Raw genomic sequence first — 15444 nt, forward strand, 5'->3', positions numbered from 1 at the left:
CGGGCCGGTGGGCCGCCCCCAGGACCGCGGGTGGGAACAGCGGGGAACAACGGGGAACAGGAGCGGGACTCAGATCCGGACGCCGTGGTTGCGCAGGTAGGCCAGCGGGTCTATGTCGGAGCCGTAGCCGGGGGCGGTGCGGATCTCGAAGTGCAGGTGCGGGCCGGTGCTGTTGCCGGTGGAGCCGGAGCGCCCGATCCGCTGGCCGCCGGAGACCTGCTGCCCGGTGCGTACGGAGATCGCCGACAGATGGGCGTACTGGCTGTAGCGGCCGTCGGTGTGCCGGATGACGACCTGGTAGCCGTACGCGCCGCCCCAGCCGGCCGAGACGACCTCGCCGCGGCCGACGGACTTCACCGGGGTGCCGGTGGAGACGGGGAAGTCGACACCGGTGTGGTAACCGCTGGACCAGCTGCCGCCCGACTGCCGGTAGGCGGTGCTCGGGCCCGCTCCGGAGACGGGGGCGTGGAAGGACGTGCCGCTCTCCGCCTTCGGGGCCGGCTCCGGGGCGGCCTTCGGGGGCTTGCGGTCCTCCTGCGGCTTGGCCTGGGCCCTGACCTCCTTGCGGGCCTCGGGCTCGGCCTGGGCCTTCGGCTTCTCCTGGGCCCGGTGCCGACCCGTGGCCTTCTCCGGAGTCCCGGCCTTCTTCTGCGCCTCGGGCTTCTGCGGGGCCTTCGGCTCGGCGGCGGGCCGTTCCGCCCGGCGCTCGGTCCTCTCCGGAGCCCGCACGCTCTGCTGGAGCTGGAGCCGCTGACCGGGGAAGATCAGATCCGGGTCGTCGCCGACGACCGTGCGGTTGCTCTCGTACAGCGCCTGCCAGCCGCCGCGGACCTGGTGCTCGTCCGCGATCCCCGACAGGGTGTCACCGCTGGTCACCTGGTACGCCCGGCCCGCGTCGGCGGGCGCGTCGGCGGGCGCGGTCCGCGGCGCCTTCGGGGCGGCCTGCTGGGATCCGGTCTGCTGCTGGGGTCTGGCCTGCCGCTCGGCCCGCTCCTCGGCCGGCCCGGCCTGCTGCCCGGTGCGGCGCTCGGACGTCCGCTCGGGGGCCCGGTCCTCGGGGGAGTCGCGGTGCTCCCAGGTCAGCCCGGCCCGGGAGGAGCACACCGGCCAGGCGGCCGGGCCCTGTCCGTCCAGCACCCGCTCGGCGACGGCGATCTGCTCCTGCTTGGTCGCCTGGTCGGCGCGCGGGGCGTAGGCGGTGCCGCCGAATTCCTGCCAGGTGCTCTGCTTGAACTGCAGCCCGCCGTAATAGCCGTTGCCGGTGTTGATATTCCAGTTGCCGCTGCTCTCGCACTCGGCGACCTTGTCCCAGATCTCCTGGGGTGCCGCCTGGACCGCGCTGGCGCCGACCAGGGGGATGGCGATTCCCGCGCCTCCCGCGGTGACGGTCAGCGATGCCCGGGAAACCGCGTTGGGCTTGTAGCGGCGATGACGACCACGTCCGGCCACAGCCGGTCCCTCCCCTTACGCCGAAACCCGGCGCTCCGTCAGTTGAGCTTTCAGAGAAAGCTGTTGGTGAGCGCGCCAAAGATAAACACCCCCGTCGCAATCCGGCAAGGGTCGCCTTTGGGATGTGGAAACCCCCCGGGGCGCACCGGAGGCGGCGCACGACCGCGTGAAATGTCCTTCCGGACAGCTCGGAAAGGGAAGCGGAATCCACGATTCCGCAGCGGTGGCGCGTACTTCGCCGGCCGCCTTCCGGCCGGGACCGGCGCGCACCGGACCCGCCGCACCCCGGCCGGAAAGACGTCCGTCCCGGCCGGGCCGATGTCCGGGGGCACCGGAGCCGGCCGTCCGGCGCCCGGCCCTCCCGGCGTCGGACAGCGCGCGGGCCGCCGTCACCGGGGTGCCGGGGGTGTCGCCCGCCCGTTCGTGGGCGCGGCGGTCCGGCGGTACGCGCACCGTTGTGGCGTTCCGGGCCCTCCCGCCCCTCGGCCGCGCACCGTTCGTCCGCCGTTCCTCCCCGGTCCGGCCGGCCCGAGCCCCGGGCGGGGACTCAGGCCAGCAGGCAGCCCATGGTCTCGGCGGCGCCGACCGCAGCGTCACCGCAGCAGTTGTTGAACAGGACGTGGACCTGCTCGGTGCGCTCCGCCAGTGCCCGGATCCGCGGGACCCACTCCATCAGCTCCTCCTTGGCGTACCGGTGCCGGTAGGCGTCCTCCTTGCCGCCGGTGCCCCAGTGCGGGCTGCGGCCGTGGAACCGGACCACCGACAGCTCCGGGGTGGTCGCCACGGCCACCGGCGGCACGGAGGCGGGCAGGCCCCGGGCGGTGTCCACCGCCACCAGGGCGGACCGGTGCCGCCCGGCGAGCGCCGCCGTCCGCGCGGACCGCTCCGGTTCGTACCACCTCGGGTCCCGGAACTCCACCGCCGTGCGCCAGCCCAGCGCGCCCGCGCGTCCCAGGCAGCGCGCCACGAACTCCTCCGCCTCGGGGCCGGGACGCAGCGACGGCGGGAACTGCATCAGCACCGCCCCCAGCCGTCCCGCCGCGCGCAGCGGCTCCAGGGCCTCCGCGAAACGTTGCCAGACCTCCTCCACGGTCGCCGGGGGCAGTGCCCCGGGCCGCACCCACGCCCGTTCCGACCCGGCCGGACGCAGTTGCCGCGGCAGCGCGCCGATCCGGGTGGAGTGGCCGGTGAGCAGGGAGAACGCCTTGATGTCGAAGACGAAGCCGGGCGGGGTGCGGGCCGCCCACAGCTCGCTGTTGCGGGTGCTGGGCAGCCCGTAGTACGTGGCGTCCACCTCCACCAGCCCGAACCGCCCCGCGTAGTACCGCAGTCTGCCCTCCGCGTCCCGGGCGTCCGGCGGGTACCAGCCGCCGGCGACCAGCGCGGGATCCGTCCACGAGCAGGTGCCCACCAGAATGCTTCCCATGTGCACGGGGTACCCGCGCGGCGTCGGCGCGATCCGCCGTCAGGAGGCACCGGCGGCATCCGGAGGCACACGGGATGCCGGGTGCGTCCCGGAACACTCAGGAAGGAGCGAGCCATGACCGGCGCGGACAGGGACAGGCAGGGCGACCGGGACAGCGGTACGGGCGGCGCGGACCGGGAGCGGCGCGCCCGGGAGATCGCCGAGGAGGCCGAGCGGACCCGCAACCCCGGGAACGCCGTTCCCGGGGTGAGCGGGGAGGACCCGGGGACGGGTGAGCGCCACTGGCCCGCCCGGAGCGGTGCGGAACCGCCCCGCCCGTCCCCGCAGGGCAAGGGCGGGGTCCACGCGGTGTCGGGCCCCGACATCGAGCAGCCCGAGATCGCCGAGGGGCCGGTCCCCGGCATGCAGCCGGGCGAGAGGACGGAGCGCGGTCCCTGGATCCCGCCGGTGGAGGTGGACCCGCCCAAGGGCGGCGATCTGCCCCGGGACGCGGCGGGCGAACGGGACGCGGTGCGGCGGCAGAAGGAGGAGGGCGGTCCCTGACGTCCTCCGGGGCGCGGCGGGCGGTCCCTGACGTCCTCCGGGGCGCGGCGGGCGGTCCCTGACGTCCTCCGGGGCGTGCGGCGTGTACGGCGGCGCCCCGCGCCCCCGCCGCACGGCGGGGGCGCGGGGCGCCGCGGGACGGCCGGTCAGCCGCCCTCCGACTCCGGCCGCTCACCCTTGGGCCCCAGACCTCGCTCGGTCCGCGGTCCGGAGGAGCGCCAGTGCGGGTCCTCCTGCAGCGACCGGTTGGCCTCCTCGTTCGCGTGCCGGTCGGGGATGCCGCTCCGCTCGGCCTCCTTGCGGCGCCGGGCGCGCTGCTTGTCGTACTCCTTGCTGCCGGGTTCGGGCATGTCCGTTCACCTCCGCGGCGGCGGGTTCCCGGGGCCCTTGGGGTGAAACAGGCGCCGTGACCTCTCCGGGCGGTTTCCCGTGTCCGCCGCTGTGGCACCCGAGGACGCCGACCGTCCCGAACGGAGCACGGGAAGCCTCTGGAACAGGAGCCGCCGATGCCGCCCCGCACACCGGTCAGGGCCCTCGCGGTCGGAACGCTGACCGCCCTCCTCCTCGGCGGGTGCGCCCTGCCCGAGAACTACAACCAGCCGGGTGCCAACGGGGAGGTCGGTTTCGTCGACGTGCGGTACGCGCACCTGGCGGAGCCGCGGGACGGCGAGCCGTGGCGGGAGGGCGACGACGTCCCGCTGTACTTGTGGGTCTACAACGACAACGAACCGGGCGGGGAGGACGCCCGGCTGGTCGGCGCGGAGTCCCCGGTGGCCGCGTCGGTGGACATCGTCGCGCCGGAGGGGGAGGAAGCGCCGCAGGCGGTGACCGTGCCGCCGGACGGCTTCCGGGAACTGGAGCGCGGCCGGGTGCACCTGGTGTTGCGCGATGTGGAACAGACCATCCGGGGTGGTGACTTCGTCCCGGTCACCTTCGAGTTCGATCCCGTGGGATCCCTGGAACTGAACGTCCAGGCGCAGCCGCCCACCTACGGTGAGTCCCCCGAGGAGGTCCTGCCCGAGGAGACCGAGGAGACCGAGGAGCCTCCCGAGGAGCCCCGGGACGACCTGGCCGCGCCACCGCCCTTCGGCTGAGGGGCGGTGCGCCCGCACGGGGCCGGGCCCGGTGGGAGGGGATCCCACCGGGCCCGGCCGGTTTCCACCCGCGTGGGCGGCGGGGGAGGAGCGGCGGCCGCCGCCCCGGGTCACGCGTTGAGGCAGGTGTTCCCGAAGGACGGGTTCAGCAGGCCGATGACGCTCACCGTGTTGCCGCAGACGTTGACCGGCGCGTGGACCGGGACCTGGACCACGTTGCCGCTCGCGATGCCGCCGGAGCCGATGGTCGCCCCCTGGGCGTGGGCGCCGTCGCTGGCGGCCGCGGCTCCCGCGCCGCCGAGGACGAGGGCGCAGCCCGCCGCGGCGAGGGAGGCGGCCTTGGCGATACGGATCATCGCCGTACTCCTTTCAGGTTGTGAATGGGACACCCTCCCAACGCCGGGCCGGAGAGAAGGGATACGCATGATCACTCGATAGGCTTATTTGTCCGCCGATCCGGTGTACGGCGGCCCGGAAGGTGCTCCGGACGGAACTCCGAACGAAGGGGCCGCGGGCCGTTTCCGCACCTTCTTCCAGCCCGTCGGAGTGATCACACACCCGGCGCAATCCCCGCGCGTCTCTCCGGCGGCAAGCCGGTTCTCTGTCATGGTTTGCTCCGATTTGATCGGCATCGATCGGAGAAGATCCATGCGTTTTTCCGTGGGGTTCACCAGCCGCGGCGTGGTGTGCGCACTGACATCCGCGGCCCTGGCGATGACGCTGTCGCCGTCCGCGGCCGCGCCGGCGCCGACACCGGGTGAGGCACCGCGCGTCCCGTTCGCCGAGCGCTACCGCGCCACCCAGCACGGCGGCATCGTGCGCGCCGCCAACTCCGCGGCCACCTGCGCCTCGCCCGTCAGCGCCGGGGCGCCGTCCTGCCCGGCGGTCCAGCGGGGTACGGGCACGGGGACCAACGGCGACTACGAGATGACGTACGTCGACGTCGACGACGACCCCAACACCTACAACTCCAGCCGCGCCGAGCTGCGGCTGCCCGCCGGGGCCCGGGTCACCTACGCCCGGCTGTACTGGGGCGGCAACCTCCGGGTCGGCGAGCAGAAGCCCCCCGCGGACAACGGACGGGTACTGGTGGCCGAACCGGGCGGCCGGTACAAGGAGGTCCTCGCCGACACCCTCGTCGGCCACCGCCGCACCCGGCTCACCGACGGCTACACCGCCTCGGCCGACGTCACCGGCCTCGTCGCGCGGTCCGGCGGCGGCCTCTACACCGTCGCCCAGCTCAACGTCGCCCGGGGCCACTCGCCCGCCGGGGCCTGGGGCGGCTGGACACTGGTGACCGCCTACGAGCACCGGCGGGAGCCGCTGCGCCATCTGGTGGTCATGGACGGCTACGAGGCCACCACCACCGCCCGTGACACCCTCCGGTTCACCGCCGGCGACCTGCCGGTGCCACCGGGGGCCGCGGGCTCGGTGGGCGTGGTGGCCTACAACGGCGACCGCGGCAAGGGCGGCGAGTCGCTGGCCGTGCGCGCGGGCACCGGGCCGGAGGCGGGGGTGCGCGACCGGGCCAACCCCGCCGGCGACCTGATGAACTCCACGATCACCGACCACGGGCGGCCGGGAACCCGCCGGGTCCCGTCCCACGCCAACACCCTCGGCTACGACTCCGACGTCTACGACATCGCGCCCGCGCTGCGGCGCGGCGGCGACTCGGTGACGCTCCGCTTCACCGACCGCGGCGAGGGCTACCAGCTGGGCGCGGTCTTCCTGCAGACCGACGCGCGCCGGTGAGGCGCGGCCCGGCGCCCTCCGGGTGCCGGGCCGGAGCGGCGTCGGACCGGAACCGTGTGGGGAGTTGTCGCGTGCCTGAGAACGGAACAGAGACGGAGCCGGGGACGGTGCGGACGGTGCTGCACCTGTCCCAGCCCGCCGGGAGCGGCGTGGCCCGGGTCGTCACCGATCTGGTGCGCGCCCAGACCGCCGCGGGACTGCGCGCCGTGGTGGCCTGCCCGCCCGGCGGCACACTGGGCCGGGACGCCGCCGCGGCCGGTGCCGAGGTGCTGGACTGGCCCGCCCGGCGTGCCCCGGGCCCCGGCCTGTGCCGGGAAACCGCCCGGGCCGCCCGCCTGATCCGGCACACCGCCCCCGACCTGGTGCACACGCACAGCGCCAAGGCGGGGCTGGCCGGCCGGCTGGCCGTCCGCGGCCGGGTCCCCACCGTCCACCAGCCGCACGCCTGGTCCTTCGAGGCGGTCGGCGGTGCCACCGCCCTCCTCGCCCGGCGCTGGGAGCGGCTGGCGGCCCGCTGGACGGACCGGGTGCTGTGCGTCAGCGAGGACGAGCGGCGGCGCGGCGCGGCGGCGGGTGTGCGCGCCCGCTGGGCGGTGGTGCCCAACGGCGTGGACACCGGACGCTTCCGCCCGGCGGACGGTCCCGCCGGGGGTGCCCGGGCCGCCGTCCGGGCCGCCCTGCCCGGGCTCGGCGGGCTGCCGCCGGACGCCCCGCTGGCGGTCTGCGTCGGCCGGCTGTGCCGCCAGAAGGGCCAGGACGTCCTGCTGCGGGCCTGGCTTGAGGTGGCCGCCCGGATCCCCGGCGCCCGGCTGGTCCTGGTCGGCGACGGTCCGGACCGGCGGGCCCTGGGCGCGGCGGCACCCGAAGGGGTGCTGTTCGCCGGGGCCGCCGCCGACCCGGCGCCCTGGTACGCGGCGGCCGACGCGGTGGTGCTGCCCTCCCGCTGGGAGGGCATGGCCCTCGTCCCGCTGGAGGCGATGGCCTGCGGGCGCCCGGTGGTGGTGACCGACGTGGCCGGCGCCGCCGAGAGCCTCCCGCCGGGCGGTGCCGGCCACTGCCTGGTCCCCCCGGAGGATCCCGGTGCCCTGGCCGGCGCGCTGGCCGCCCTGCTGGCCGATCCGGAACTGCGCGACGGCCTGGGACGGCGGGCCCGCGAGCACGTGCGGGCCGCGCACGACGTACGGCGGACGGCGGCGCGGGTCATGGAGCTGTACGACGAGGTGCTGGCCGGGCGGCCCGCCGTACCGCCCGGCCGCCGCACCGCCGGAGAGCCTCCCCGCCCCCTGCCCCACTCCCCGTCCCAGCCTCACCCCCACCCCGCACCCATGGAGCGCACCAGGCGATGACCGCGGAGAACACCGGGACATCCCACCCGAACCAGGTCCTCACCCCGCCACCGTCCACCGTCCGCCCGGCGGTCCCCGCGCCCCCGCGGCGCGGCCCGTTCCCGCGGCGGATGCCGCCCCGGCCGCGCAGGCTCCGCCGCGGCCCCCGCACCGCCGCCCCTCTCGTGGCGGCCGACTGCCTGGCGGCGGTCGCGGCGGTCACCGTGATCACCGCGGCCACCGCCGCGCCGGGCTCGCCCGGCGCGGCGGTCCTGTGGGCCGTGCTGCCGGCGACCGCGGTCCCGCTCAACGCGCACGGCGGCCTGTACCGCACCGCTCCGGCCGCCGTCGCGCTCGACGAGCTGCCCGCCCTGTTCGGCAGGGCGGCGCTCGCCTGGTGCGTGGCGGCGGCGCTGCTCGCCGCCACCGCCCCCGGCCGGGCCCTGGGCTGGACGGCCCTGGCGGTCGCGGTGGCGGCCCACACGGTGCTGGCCTGCGCCGCGCGCGGTACGGTCCGGCTGGCGCTGCGCCGGGCCGGCCGCCGCAGGCCCCGCTCCACCCTGGTGGTGGGCACCGGCCGGACCGCCCGGCGGATCACCGCCGCCCTGCACGCCCACCCCGAGTACGGCATGCGCCCGGTCGGCCTGGCCGATCCCGGCGGTGAGCCGGGCGCCGACTCCCTCCCCGATCCCTTTCCCGAGCCGGACACCGGGCCGGACGCCGAACCGGGCGGCGACATCCCCGTGCCGGTGCTCACCGGGCAGGAGGACATCGTCCGGGCCGCCGTCCAGAACGCCGTGCGGGACGTGGTGCTCACCCAGGACCCCCGTTCCGACCCGGCGGCCGCGGAACTCGTCCCGCTCCTGGCGGCACTGGACTGCACCGTGTGGCTGGCCGGCCCGTCCGCCCCGCACACCGCCGGGCGGCTCCGCGGCGGCGACCACCTGTGGGGTTTCGCCTGCCGCCGGCTGGACCCGCCGCCCCGGCACCGCACCGGCACACCGCGCCGCAAACGCGCCCTGGACGTGGTGGTCGCCGCCACCGCCCTGGTCGCCCTCGCGCCGCTGCTGCTGGCCTGCGCGCTCGCCGTGCGGATCGCCGACGGCCCCGGGGTGCTCTTCCGCCAGGAGCGTGTCGGGCTGGCGGGCCGTCCGATCACCGTGCTGAAGTTCCGCACCCTGCGCCCGCGTGACGAGCACGAGTCGGCGACCCGGTGGTCCGTCGCCGACGACCGGCGGATGAGCCCGGTCGGCCGGGCGCTGCGCCGCACCTCGCTCGACGAGCTCCCGCAGCTGTGGAACGTCCTGCGCGGCGACATGAGCCTGGTCGGCCCGCGGCCCGAACGCCCCTACTTCGTCCAGCGGTTCAGCCGGCTCCACCCCGGTTACGCGGCCCGCCACCGGATGCCCGCCGGGATCACCGGACTGGCCCAGGTGCACGGGCTGCGCGGCGACACCTCCATCGAGGACCGGGCGCGGTTCGACAACCACTACATCGACACCTGGTCGCTGTGGCAGGACATCGGGCTCCTGCTGCGCACCGCCGGTTCCGTGCTCCGGCTGGGAGGGCGCTGAGGTGCCCCCGGCCGCCCCCGCCCCCGCCGCCCCGGCCGCGTACGGCCGGACCCGGGACGGGCTGCGGGACGAGCGGCGGTCCGGCCGGCCGGACCGGTGGGAGAGCACCCGGGACGGAGCACCGGGCCGGCTCCGGGCAGCCGCCGCCCACTGGCCGGTGCTGCCCGTCCTCGCCACCGTCGCGCTGGTGTGCGTACCCGCCGGGACCGAGCCCGCCCCCGGTGCCGCGGGCACGGGTGCCACCGCCGCGGACGCCGCCTCCGGGATCCTGGTGCTGTGCTGCGCGCTGCTGGTGCTGCGCGCCCGGGACCGGCCCCTGGACCGTACGGCCGTCGCCGTACTGGCGGTCCCCGCCGCCGCGTTCGCGCTGTCGGCCGTCGCCGCCCACGATCCGGCGGCCGCGCTGCCCGGCCTCGTACGGCTGCTCCAGGTCTTCGTGCTGGTTCCGGCCGCCCTGGTGCTGGTGCTGCGCTCGCACCGGTGCGCCCGGCTGGTCCTCGCCGCCCTGGTGGCGGTCGCCCTGGTGCAGGGCGCGGTCGGCGTCCACCAGTACCTCACCGGGACCGGCGCCTCCTACCAGGGGGAGAACGTCCGCGCCGTGGGCACCTTCGGACCGCTGGACGTCATGGGGATGTCGTCGGCCGTCTCCTGCGGCGTCGTCGCGGCCCTGGCCCTCGGCCTGGCCCCGCCGCCCGGCACGTCCCGCCGGCTGCGGACCGCGGCGCTCGCGTCCGCGGCCGTCCTGCTGGTGCCGCTGGCACTCTCCTTCAGCCGGGGGGCGTGGCTGTCCACCGCGGTGGCCGGTACGGCGGTGCTGTTCCTGGCGGGGGCGCGGACGGCACTGCGCACCCTGGCCGTACTGCTGGCCGTACTGCTGGTGGTGTCGCCGGCCGCCGGAGCGGTCCTGGCCGGCGGCGCGGGGACGGGCGGCGAGCAGCTCGCCCGGCGGGCGGGCAGCATCACCGAGGTGGCCGACGCCCCCGACAGCTCGGTGACCGACCGCTACGCCCTGTGGGCCGCGTCCGTGGCGATGTGGCGCGCGGATCCGGTGACCGGGGTGGGGCCCCGGGGCTTCGCCGGACACCGCGACACCCATGCCTCCCTCGCGCTGTCCTCGGCGAGCGACACCGCCGGGGCGGGGCGGGACTTCCACCGCCAGCCGCTGCTGTCCCCGCACAACATGTACCTGCTCGTCCTGGCCGAGCAGGGGCTGGCCGGCGCCACCGCCGTCCTCGGCGGCTGGGCGGCGCTCCTGGTGCTCGGGGTGCGGCGACTGCGCCGGATCCGGACGGCGGACCCGGCACCCGGGCCGGACGCGGGGCCGTACGGCGACCGGGGCACCGACTGCGGGCTGGCCGCGGTCGGCCTGCTGGTCCTGCACCTCACCGACTTCCTGTACGCCGACATCGGCGGCCCCTCGACCGTGCTGACCGCCGTGGCCTTCGGACTGGCCGCCTGGTGGGCACTGGCACCGGGGGCGGCGGTACGGGCGGCGCGGGGCGGCGGGGAACCCGCCGGGAAGGGGACGGACGCCAGGTGACCACCGCACCCACCGCGCCCCCGCCGCCCCCCGGTCCGCACGCGCCGGCGGACCGCGCACCGGGCGGCCGGTTCGTCGCCCGGGCCGCCGGCGCCACCGCCGTCCTGACGGCGGCGGGCTCCTTCCTCGGCCTGGTGCGGGACCAGACCGTCGCCCACCTGTTCGGGGCGGGCAGCGACACGGACGCGTTCCTGGTGTCCTGGACGGTCCCGGAGTTCGCCGCGACCCTCCTCATCGAGGACGCCATGGCCCTGGTGCTGGTGCCCGCGTTCAGCCTCGCGCTCTCCCGCCGGGCCGCGGCACGCGGCGGCGGGCCGGAACCCGCTTCCGGCCCCGCCCCCGATCCCGTACGGGCCCTGCTGGCGGCGACGCTGCCCCGGCTGCTGCTGGCACTGGCGTGCGCCGCCGGGGCGACCGCGCTCCTGGCCCCCCTGCTGGTGCGCGGCCTCGCGCCCGGGCTGGCCGATCCGGCCCTGGCGGTGGAGTGCACCCGGCTGACCGCCCTGACCGTGCTGGGCTTCGGCACGGCCGGGTACTTCAGCGCGGCGCTGCGCGCCCACCGCAGCTTCGTCCCCCCGGCGGCCGTCTATCTGGCCTACAACCTCACGATCATCGCCGCCGTCCTCGTTCTGCACGCCCGGTGGGGGGTGCGCGCCGCCGCGCTCGGGGTGGCCGCGGGCAGCGCCGCGATGGTCCTCGTCCAGCTCCCGGCGTTCTGGCGGCGGCTGCCCATGCGCCCGGCCGTACGCCTGTCCGTACGCCTGTCCGTACGTCCGGGCGCGCGCCCGCGGCGCGGCGGGCGGCGGCGCGGCACCGGTCCGCGCACGGCGGTGCTGGTGGGCGGCGCGGTGCTCGCGCCGGTGGCCGTCTTCGCCCTCTCCCGCCAGTCCCAGGTGCTCGTCGAGCGCTTCCTGGCCTCCTCGCTGCCGCCCGGCGCCATCTCGCACCTGAACTACGCCCAGAAGGTCGCCCAGCTGCCGATGACCTTCTCCCTGCTGCTGTGCACCGTCACCTTCCCGCTGGTCGCCCGCGCCATGGCCGACGGCCGGACCGAGCGGGCCAGGGCCCGGGTGGAGCGCGATCTGGTGCTGGCCGCCGTGGTGGTGCTGCTCGGCGCCGCCTACGTGATCGCCTACGCCCCCCAGATCATCGAACTCCTCTTCCAACGCGGGGCGTTCGGCGCGGCGGACACCGCCGCCACGGCCTCGGTCATGCGGGTGTACGCCCTCGGTCTGCTCGGCCACTGCCTGGCCGGTGCCCTGGTGCGGCCGTTCTTCGCCGCCGCCCGGCCCGTCTGGTACCCGGCCGGGGCGATGGCCGTCGGCCTGCTGCTGACGGTCGGGGCAGGGGCGCTGGCCGCGCCCCGCTGGGGTGTCCACGGCATCGCCGCGGCCAACGCCGCCGGGATCACCGCCACCGCGCTGCTGCTCCTGCACGGCCTGGGCACCCGGGTGCTCCCCGTCCGGGTGGGCCGGGTGGCGGCCGGCCTGGGCCGGCTGGTGCCGGCCGCCGCGGCCGCCTGCGCGGCCGGCTGGGCCGCGGCCCGGCTCGTCCCCGCCCCGCTCCCCACCGTCCTGGCCGGCTGCCTGGTCGTCCCGGCCGTCTTCACCGCCGTGGCGCTCGCCGTCCGCGCCCCCGAAGTACCCCAGCTGCTCACCGCCGTCACACGAAGGTTCCGACATGCCCGCTGATCCGACGTCCGCACCCGCCCCGTCCGCCGCGCCGGGCCGGCCCCGCCCGGCGCGCCCCTGGCTGCTGATGTACCACTCGGTGGCCGAACGCACCGAGGACCCCTACGGCGTCACCGTCTCTCCGGCCCGGCTGGACCGCCAGCTGCGCTGGCTGCGGCGGCGCGGCCTGCGCGGCGTGGGGGTGGGCGAGCTGCTGCGCGAGCGCGCCGCCGGACGGGGCGCCCGCCTGGTCGGCCTGACCTTCGACGACGGCTACGCCGACTTCATCGGGGAGGCCGTACCGCTGCTGCGCCGCCACGGCTGCACCGCGACCGTGTTCGTCCTGCCCGGCCGGCTCGGCGGCGGCAACGAGTGGGACCCGCTCGGTCCACGCAAGCCGCTGCTGACCGAGACCGGGATCCGGGCGGCGGTCGGCGCCGGAATGGAGATCGGCTCCCACGGGATGCTCCACATCGAGCTGACCGGGATCGGCGACGAGGCCCTGCGGCGCGAGACCGAGGGCAGCCGGCGGCTGCTGGAGGAGCTCACCGGACGCCCCGTGCCGGGGTTCTGCTACCCCTACGGCACCGTCGACCGCCGGGTGGCCCGGGCCGTGCGCGCGGCGGGCTACGGCTACGCCTGCGCCATCGACCCCGGTCCGCTGACCGGGACGTACGCCCTGCCCCGGGTGCACGTCGGCGAGGCGGACACCGCCTGGCGGCTGCACGTCAAACGGCTGCTGCACCCGCTGCGCCGCCGCCCCGTGCCCGGTCCCGCCGCCGCACCGGCCGCCGGCGGCTTCCGCACCGGACTCACCGGGGCCGGCCGATGAGGGTGCTGCACGTCATCACCGGGCTGGGCGCGGGCGGCGCCGAGCAGCAACTGCGGCTGCTGCTGCGCCGGCTGCCGATCTGCTGCGACGTCGTCACCCTCACCAACCCCGGCGCGGTCGCCGACGGCATCGAGGCCGACGGCACCGGGGTCACCTGCCTGGGCATGCGAGGCAACCGCGATCTGGCCGCCCTGCCCCGGCTGGTGGAGCTGATCCGCGCCGGCCGCTACGACATCGTCCACACCCATCTGTACCGGGCCTGCGTCTACGGCCGCCTCGCCGCCCGGCTGGCCGGGGTGCGGACCGTGGTCGCCACCGAGCACTCGCTGGGCGAGCGGCTGATCGAGGGCCGTCCGCTCACCCCGGGGGTGCGTGCCCTGTACCTGGCCACCGAGCGGCTGGGCACCACCACCGTCGCGGTCTCCGCCACCGTCGCCGCCCGGCTGCGGCACTGGGGCGTGCCCGGCTCCCGGATCCGGGTCGTCCCCAACGGCATCGACGCCGCGCGCTTCCGCTTCGACCCCATCGCGCGGGCGGCCGTGCGCACCCGGCTGGAACTGCCCGCCCACGCCCTGGTGGTCGGCGGAGTCGGCCGGCTGGTGCCCGGCAAGCGCTTCGACGTGGCGCTCCGGGCCGTCGCGCGGCTGCCCGGGGCCCATCTGGTGCTGGCCGGCGACGGCCCGGAGCGGTCCCGGCTGTGGCGGCTGGCCCACCGGCTCGGCATCGCCGAGCGCGTCCGGCTGCTGGGGGAGTGCGGGGGAGCGGTGGGGGGCGGGGACGGCACCGGGCCGGGCGCCGGACCGGACATCCCCGGACTGCTCAGCGCCATGGACGTCTTCGTCTCGCCGTCCGCCGAGGAGTCCTTCGGGCTGGCCGTGCTGGAGGCGCTGGCGGCCGGGCTGCCCGTGCTCCATGTGACCTGCCCGGCGATCGACGAGCTGCCCGCCGGACAGGCGCCCGGGGCGCACCGTGTGCGGCCGGGGGCGGAGAGCCTGGCGGCGGCGCTGCGGGAGCCCTCGTCGGTACCGGCCGGGCGGCGCCGCGCGCCGGTCTGCGAGGCCGTGCGCCACTACGACGTCGCGCGCAGCGCCGATCTGCTCATGGACCTGTACGAGGACCTCCACGGGCGCAGCGCCGAGCGCACGCTCACCCTGCGCCTGCCCGTCCTGCCCGCGCCGGCGAACCCGGCGAGAACGCCGCCGGGAACGCCGCCGAGGACACCACTGAAGACACCACTGAAGACACCGCCGAAGACGACGAGGACGAAGAGGTGAGCACCGCATTGACCAGGCGGCCCACTGCCCAGCCCACGGAGCCCGCGGACCGGTCCGCGGAGCCCTCCCGGTCCGCCGGCCCGCCGCGGTTCCCGCGCCCCGCGCGGTGGGGCCCGGCACCGCCCGCCTGGTGGCCGCTGGCCCTGGGCGCCCTGCTGGGGCTGCTCGGCGGGGCGGCCTACGGGACGCTCGCCACCCCCCGGTACACCGCGACCAGCTATGTGGTCGTCGTCCCCGGGGAGCGGTCCGACGCGACGGCGGCCCTCGGCTTCGCCCAGGCGTACGGCCGGGTCGCCACCGAGGGCACCGTCCTGGCCGCGGCGGGGGAGACGGCGAGGATGCCGGTGCGCGAACTGCGGAGCGCCGTACGGGCGGCGACCTCGCCGGACGCCCCCATGGTGGAGATCACCGGGACCGCCTCCCACCCCGACCGCGCCGCGGCCGTCGCCAACGCGGTGGCCGACGCCCTGACCCGGACCGGCAACCGGGCCGCCGACGGCACCGGGGTGCGGCTGTCGTCGTTCTCCTCGGCGTTCGCCCCCGACGAGCCCACCTCGCCCTCCCCGGCGCTCGCCGCCGCGGTGGGCGGCTGCGCCGGGGGGCTCGTCGGAGCCCTCGCCCTCCTCGCCGCGCCGCGTCCCCGCCGGACGGCGGCGGCGCTCCCCGGCGTACCGGCACCCGCCCCCGGTCCGGACCACCGCCGGCCCGTGCCGCCGGGGCCCGCCGATACGCGCGCCGATACGCGCGCCGATACCGCCGGGGACGGCACCGCGGCGGACCGGGGCACGGCGGGCGACCCCGCGCCCGCCGCCGCCCCCGCCGCCGTGCCCGCCGCCGCGTCCGCCGCGAAGGCGCGGGGCGGTCGCGGACAGCGCACCCGCCGGACCGTCCGGTGACCGGCCCGGCACCCGCCGCGGCGGCCCGGCCCGCGAACGCCCCGCCCGCGAACGGCCCGGAACCGGCCA

14 protein-coding genes are annotated in these 15444 nt (G+C 77.3%); 10 read left to right on the forward strand and 4 right to left on the reverse strand.

Annotation, left to right across the window (positions count from 1 at the left end; genetic code table 11):
• Nucleotides 1-69: 69 nt before the first annotated feature.
• The gene (locus tag V1L54_RS26650; RefSeq protein WP_330120699.1) at nt 70-1449 is read right to left on the reverse strand and encodes a transglycosylase family protein; all 1380 of its coding nucleotides are present in this window, start codon (nt 1447-1449) and stop codon (nt 70-72) included.
• A 547-nt stretch (nt 1450-1996) separates the two neighbouring features.
• Nucleotides 1997-2875, reverse strand: coding sequence for a DUF72 domain-containing protein (locus V1L54_RS26655; RefSeq protein WP_330120700.1), 879 nt, complete (start codon nt 2873-2875; stop codon nt 1997-1999).
• A gap of 114 nt (nt 2876-2989) precedes the next feature.
• On the opposite strand from V1L54_RS26655, the gene V1L54_RS26660 reads away from it, so the two are divergent.
• The gene (locus V1L54_RS26660) at nt 2990-3418 is read left to right on the forward strand and encodes a hypothetical protein (RefSeq protein WP_330120701.1); all 429 of its coding nucleotides are present in this window, start codon (nt 2990-2992) and stop codon (nt 3416-3418) included.
• Between the two features lie 146 nt (nt 3419-3564).
• Here V1L54_RS26660 and V1L54_RS26665 read toward each other — a convergent pair whose 3' ends face one another.
• The gene (locus tag V1L54_RS26665; protein WP_330120702.1) at nt 3565-3768 is read right to left on the reverse strand and encodes a hypothetical protein; all 204 of its coding nucleotides are present in this window, start codon (nt 3766-3768) and stop codon (nt 3565-3567) included.
• A gap of 156 nt (nt 3769-3924) precedes the next feature.
• Between V1L54_RS26665 and V1L54_RS26670 the strand changes: the two genes are divergently transcribed.
• On the forward strand, nt 3925-4512 hold the full coding sequence (locus V1L54_RS26670; protein WP_330120703.1) for a copper chaperone PCu(A)C domain-containing protein: 588 nt from the start codon (nt 3925-3927) through the stop codon (nt 4510-4512).
• A gap of 110 nt (nt 4513-4622) precedes the next feature.
• Here V1L54_RS26670 and V1L54_RS26675 read toward each other — a convergent pair whose 3' ends face one another.
• Nucleotides 4623-4868, reverse strand: a complete 246-nt coding sequence (locus V1L54_RS26675; protein ID WP_330120704.1) for a chaplin — start codon at nt 4866-4868, stop codon at nt 4623-4625.
• Between the two features lie 292 nt (nt 4869-5160).
• Here V1L54_RS26675 and V1L54_RS26680 point away from each other — a divergent pair, with 292 nt between their 5' ends.
• The 8 genes from V1L54_RS26680 (at nt 5161) to V1L54_RS26715 (ending at nt 15375) form a co-directional block, all read left to right on the forward strand.
• The gene (locus V1L54_RS26680; RefSeq protein ID WP_330120705.1) at nt 5161-6264 is read left to right on the forward strand and encodes a DUF3344 domain-containing protein; all 1104 of its coding nucleotides are present in this window, start codon (nt 5161-5163) and stop codon (nt 6262-6264) included.
• Between the two features lie 71 nt (nt 6265-6335).
• On the forward strand, nt 6336-7610 hold the full coding sequence (locus tag V1L54_RS26685) for a glycosyltransferase (protein ID WP_330120706.1): 1275 nt from the start codon (nt 6336-6338) through the stop codon (nt 7608-7610).
• The gene (locus V1L54_RS26690; RefSeq protein ID WP_330120707.1) at nt 7607-9163 is read left to right on the forward strand and encodes an exopolysaccharide biosynthesis polyprenyl glycosylphosphotransferase; all 1557 of its coding nucleotides are present in this window, start codon (nt 7607-7609) and stop codon (nt 9161-9163) included. The genes V1L54_RS26685 and V1L54_RS26690 overlap by 4 nt, the downstream gene beginning before the upstream one ends.
• Nucleotide 9164: 1 nt before the next feature.
• Nucleotides 9165-10703: an O-antigen ligase family protein gene (locus tag V1L54_RS26695; RefSeq protein ID WP_443076802.1), complete on the forward strand. Its 1539-nt coding sequence runs from the start codon at nt 9165-9167 to the stop codon at nt 10701-10703.
• The gene (murJ, locus tag V1L54_RS26700) at nt 10700-12394 is read left to right on the forward strand and encodes a murein biosynthesis integral membrane protein MurJ (protein WP_330120708.1); all 1695 of its coding nucleotides are present in this window, start codon (nt 10700-10702) and stop codon (nt 12392-12394) included. Before V1L54_RS26695 ends, murJ begins: the two co-directional genes overlap by 4 nt.
• The gene (locus tag V1L54_RS26705; RefSeq protein WP_330120709.1) at nt 12384-13205 is read left to right on the forward strand and encodes a polysaccharide deacetylase family protein; all 822 of its coding nucleotides are present in this window, start codon (nt 12384-12386) and stop codon (nt 13203-13205) included. The genes murJ and V1L54_RS26705 overlap by 11 nt, the downstream gene beginning before the upstream one ends.
• Nucleotides 13202-14479, forward strand: a complete 1278-nt coding sequence (locus tag V1L54_RS26710; protein WP_330120710.1) for a glycosyltransferase — start codon at nt 13202-13204, stop codon at nt 14477-14479. The genes V1L54_RS26705 and V1L54_RS26710 overlap by 4 nt, the downstream gene beginning before the upstream one ends.
• Nucleotides 14476-15375: a YveK family protein gene (locus V1L54_RS26715; protein WP_330120711.1), complete on the forward strand. Its 900-nt coding sequence runs from the start codon at nt 14476-14478 to the stop codon at nt 15373-15375. Before V1L54_RS26710 ends, V1L54_RS26715 begins: the two co-directional genes overlap by 4 nt.
• The last annotated feature ends 69 nt before the right edge of the window (nt 15376-15444 follow it).

The organism is Streptomyces rubellus (genome assembly GCF_036323805.1).
Lineage (GTDB): Bacteria > Actinomycetota > Actinomycetes > Streptomycetales > Streptomycetaceae > Streptomyces.

What these genes read in the sequence shown, in the direction of transcription:
- V1L54_RS26670 (WP_330120703.1), top strand. Translation starts at nt 3,925, where the DNA reads ATGCCGCCCCGCACACCGGTCAGGGCCCTCGCGGTCGGAACGCTGACC.
- V1L54_RS26705 (WP_330120709.1), top strand. Translation starts at nt 12,384, where the DNA reads ATGCCCGCTGATCCGACGTCCGCACCCGCCCCGTCCGCCGCGCCGGGC.
- V1L54_RS26680 (WP_330120705.1), top strand. Translation starts at nt 5,161, where the DNA reads ATGCGTTTTTCCGTGGGGTTCACCAGCCGCGGCGTGGTGTGCGCACTG.
- V1L54_RS26675 (WP_330120704.1), bottom strand. Translation starts at nt 4,868, where the DNA reads ATGATCCGTATCGCCAAGGCCGCCTCCCTCGCCGCGGCGGGCTGCGCC.
- V1L54_RS26665 (WP_330120702.1), bottom strand. Translation starts at nt 3,768, where the DNA reads ATGCCCGAACCCGGCAGCAAGGAGTACGACAAGCAGCGCGCCCGGCGC.
- V1L54_RS26710 (WP_330120710.1), top strand. Translation starts at nt 13,202, where the DNA reads ATGAGGGTGCTGCACGTCATCACCGGGCTGGGCGCGGGCGGCGCCGAG.
- V1L54_RS26660 (WP_330120701.1), top strand. Translation starts at nt 2,990, where the DNA reads ATGACCGGCGCGGACAGGGACAGGCAGGGCGACCGGGACAGCGGTACG.
- V1L54_RS26655 (WP_330120700.1), bottom strand. Translation starts at nt 2,875, where the DNA reads ATGGGAAGCATTCTGGTGGGCACCTGCTCGTGGACGGATCCCGCGCTG.
- V1L54_RS26690 (WP_330120707.1), top strand. Translation starts at nt 7,607, where the DNA reads ATGACCGCGGAGAACACCGGGACATCCCACCCGAACCAGGTCCTCACC.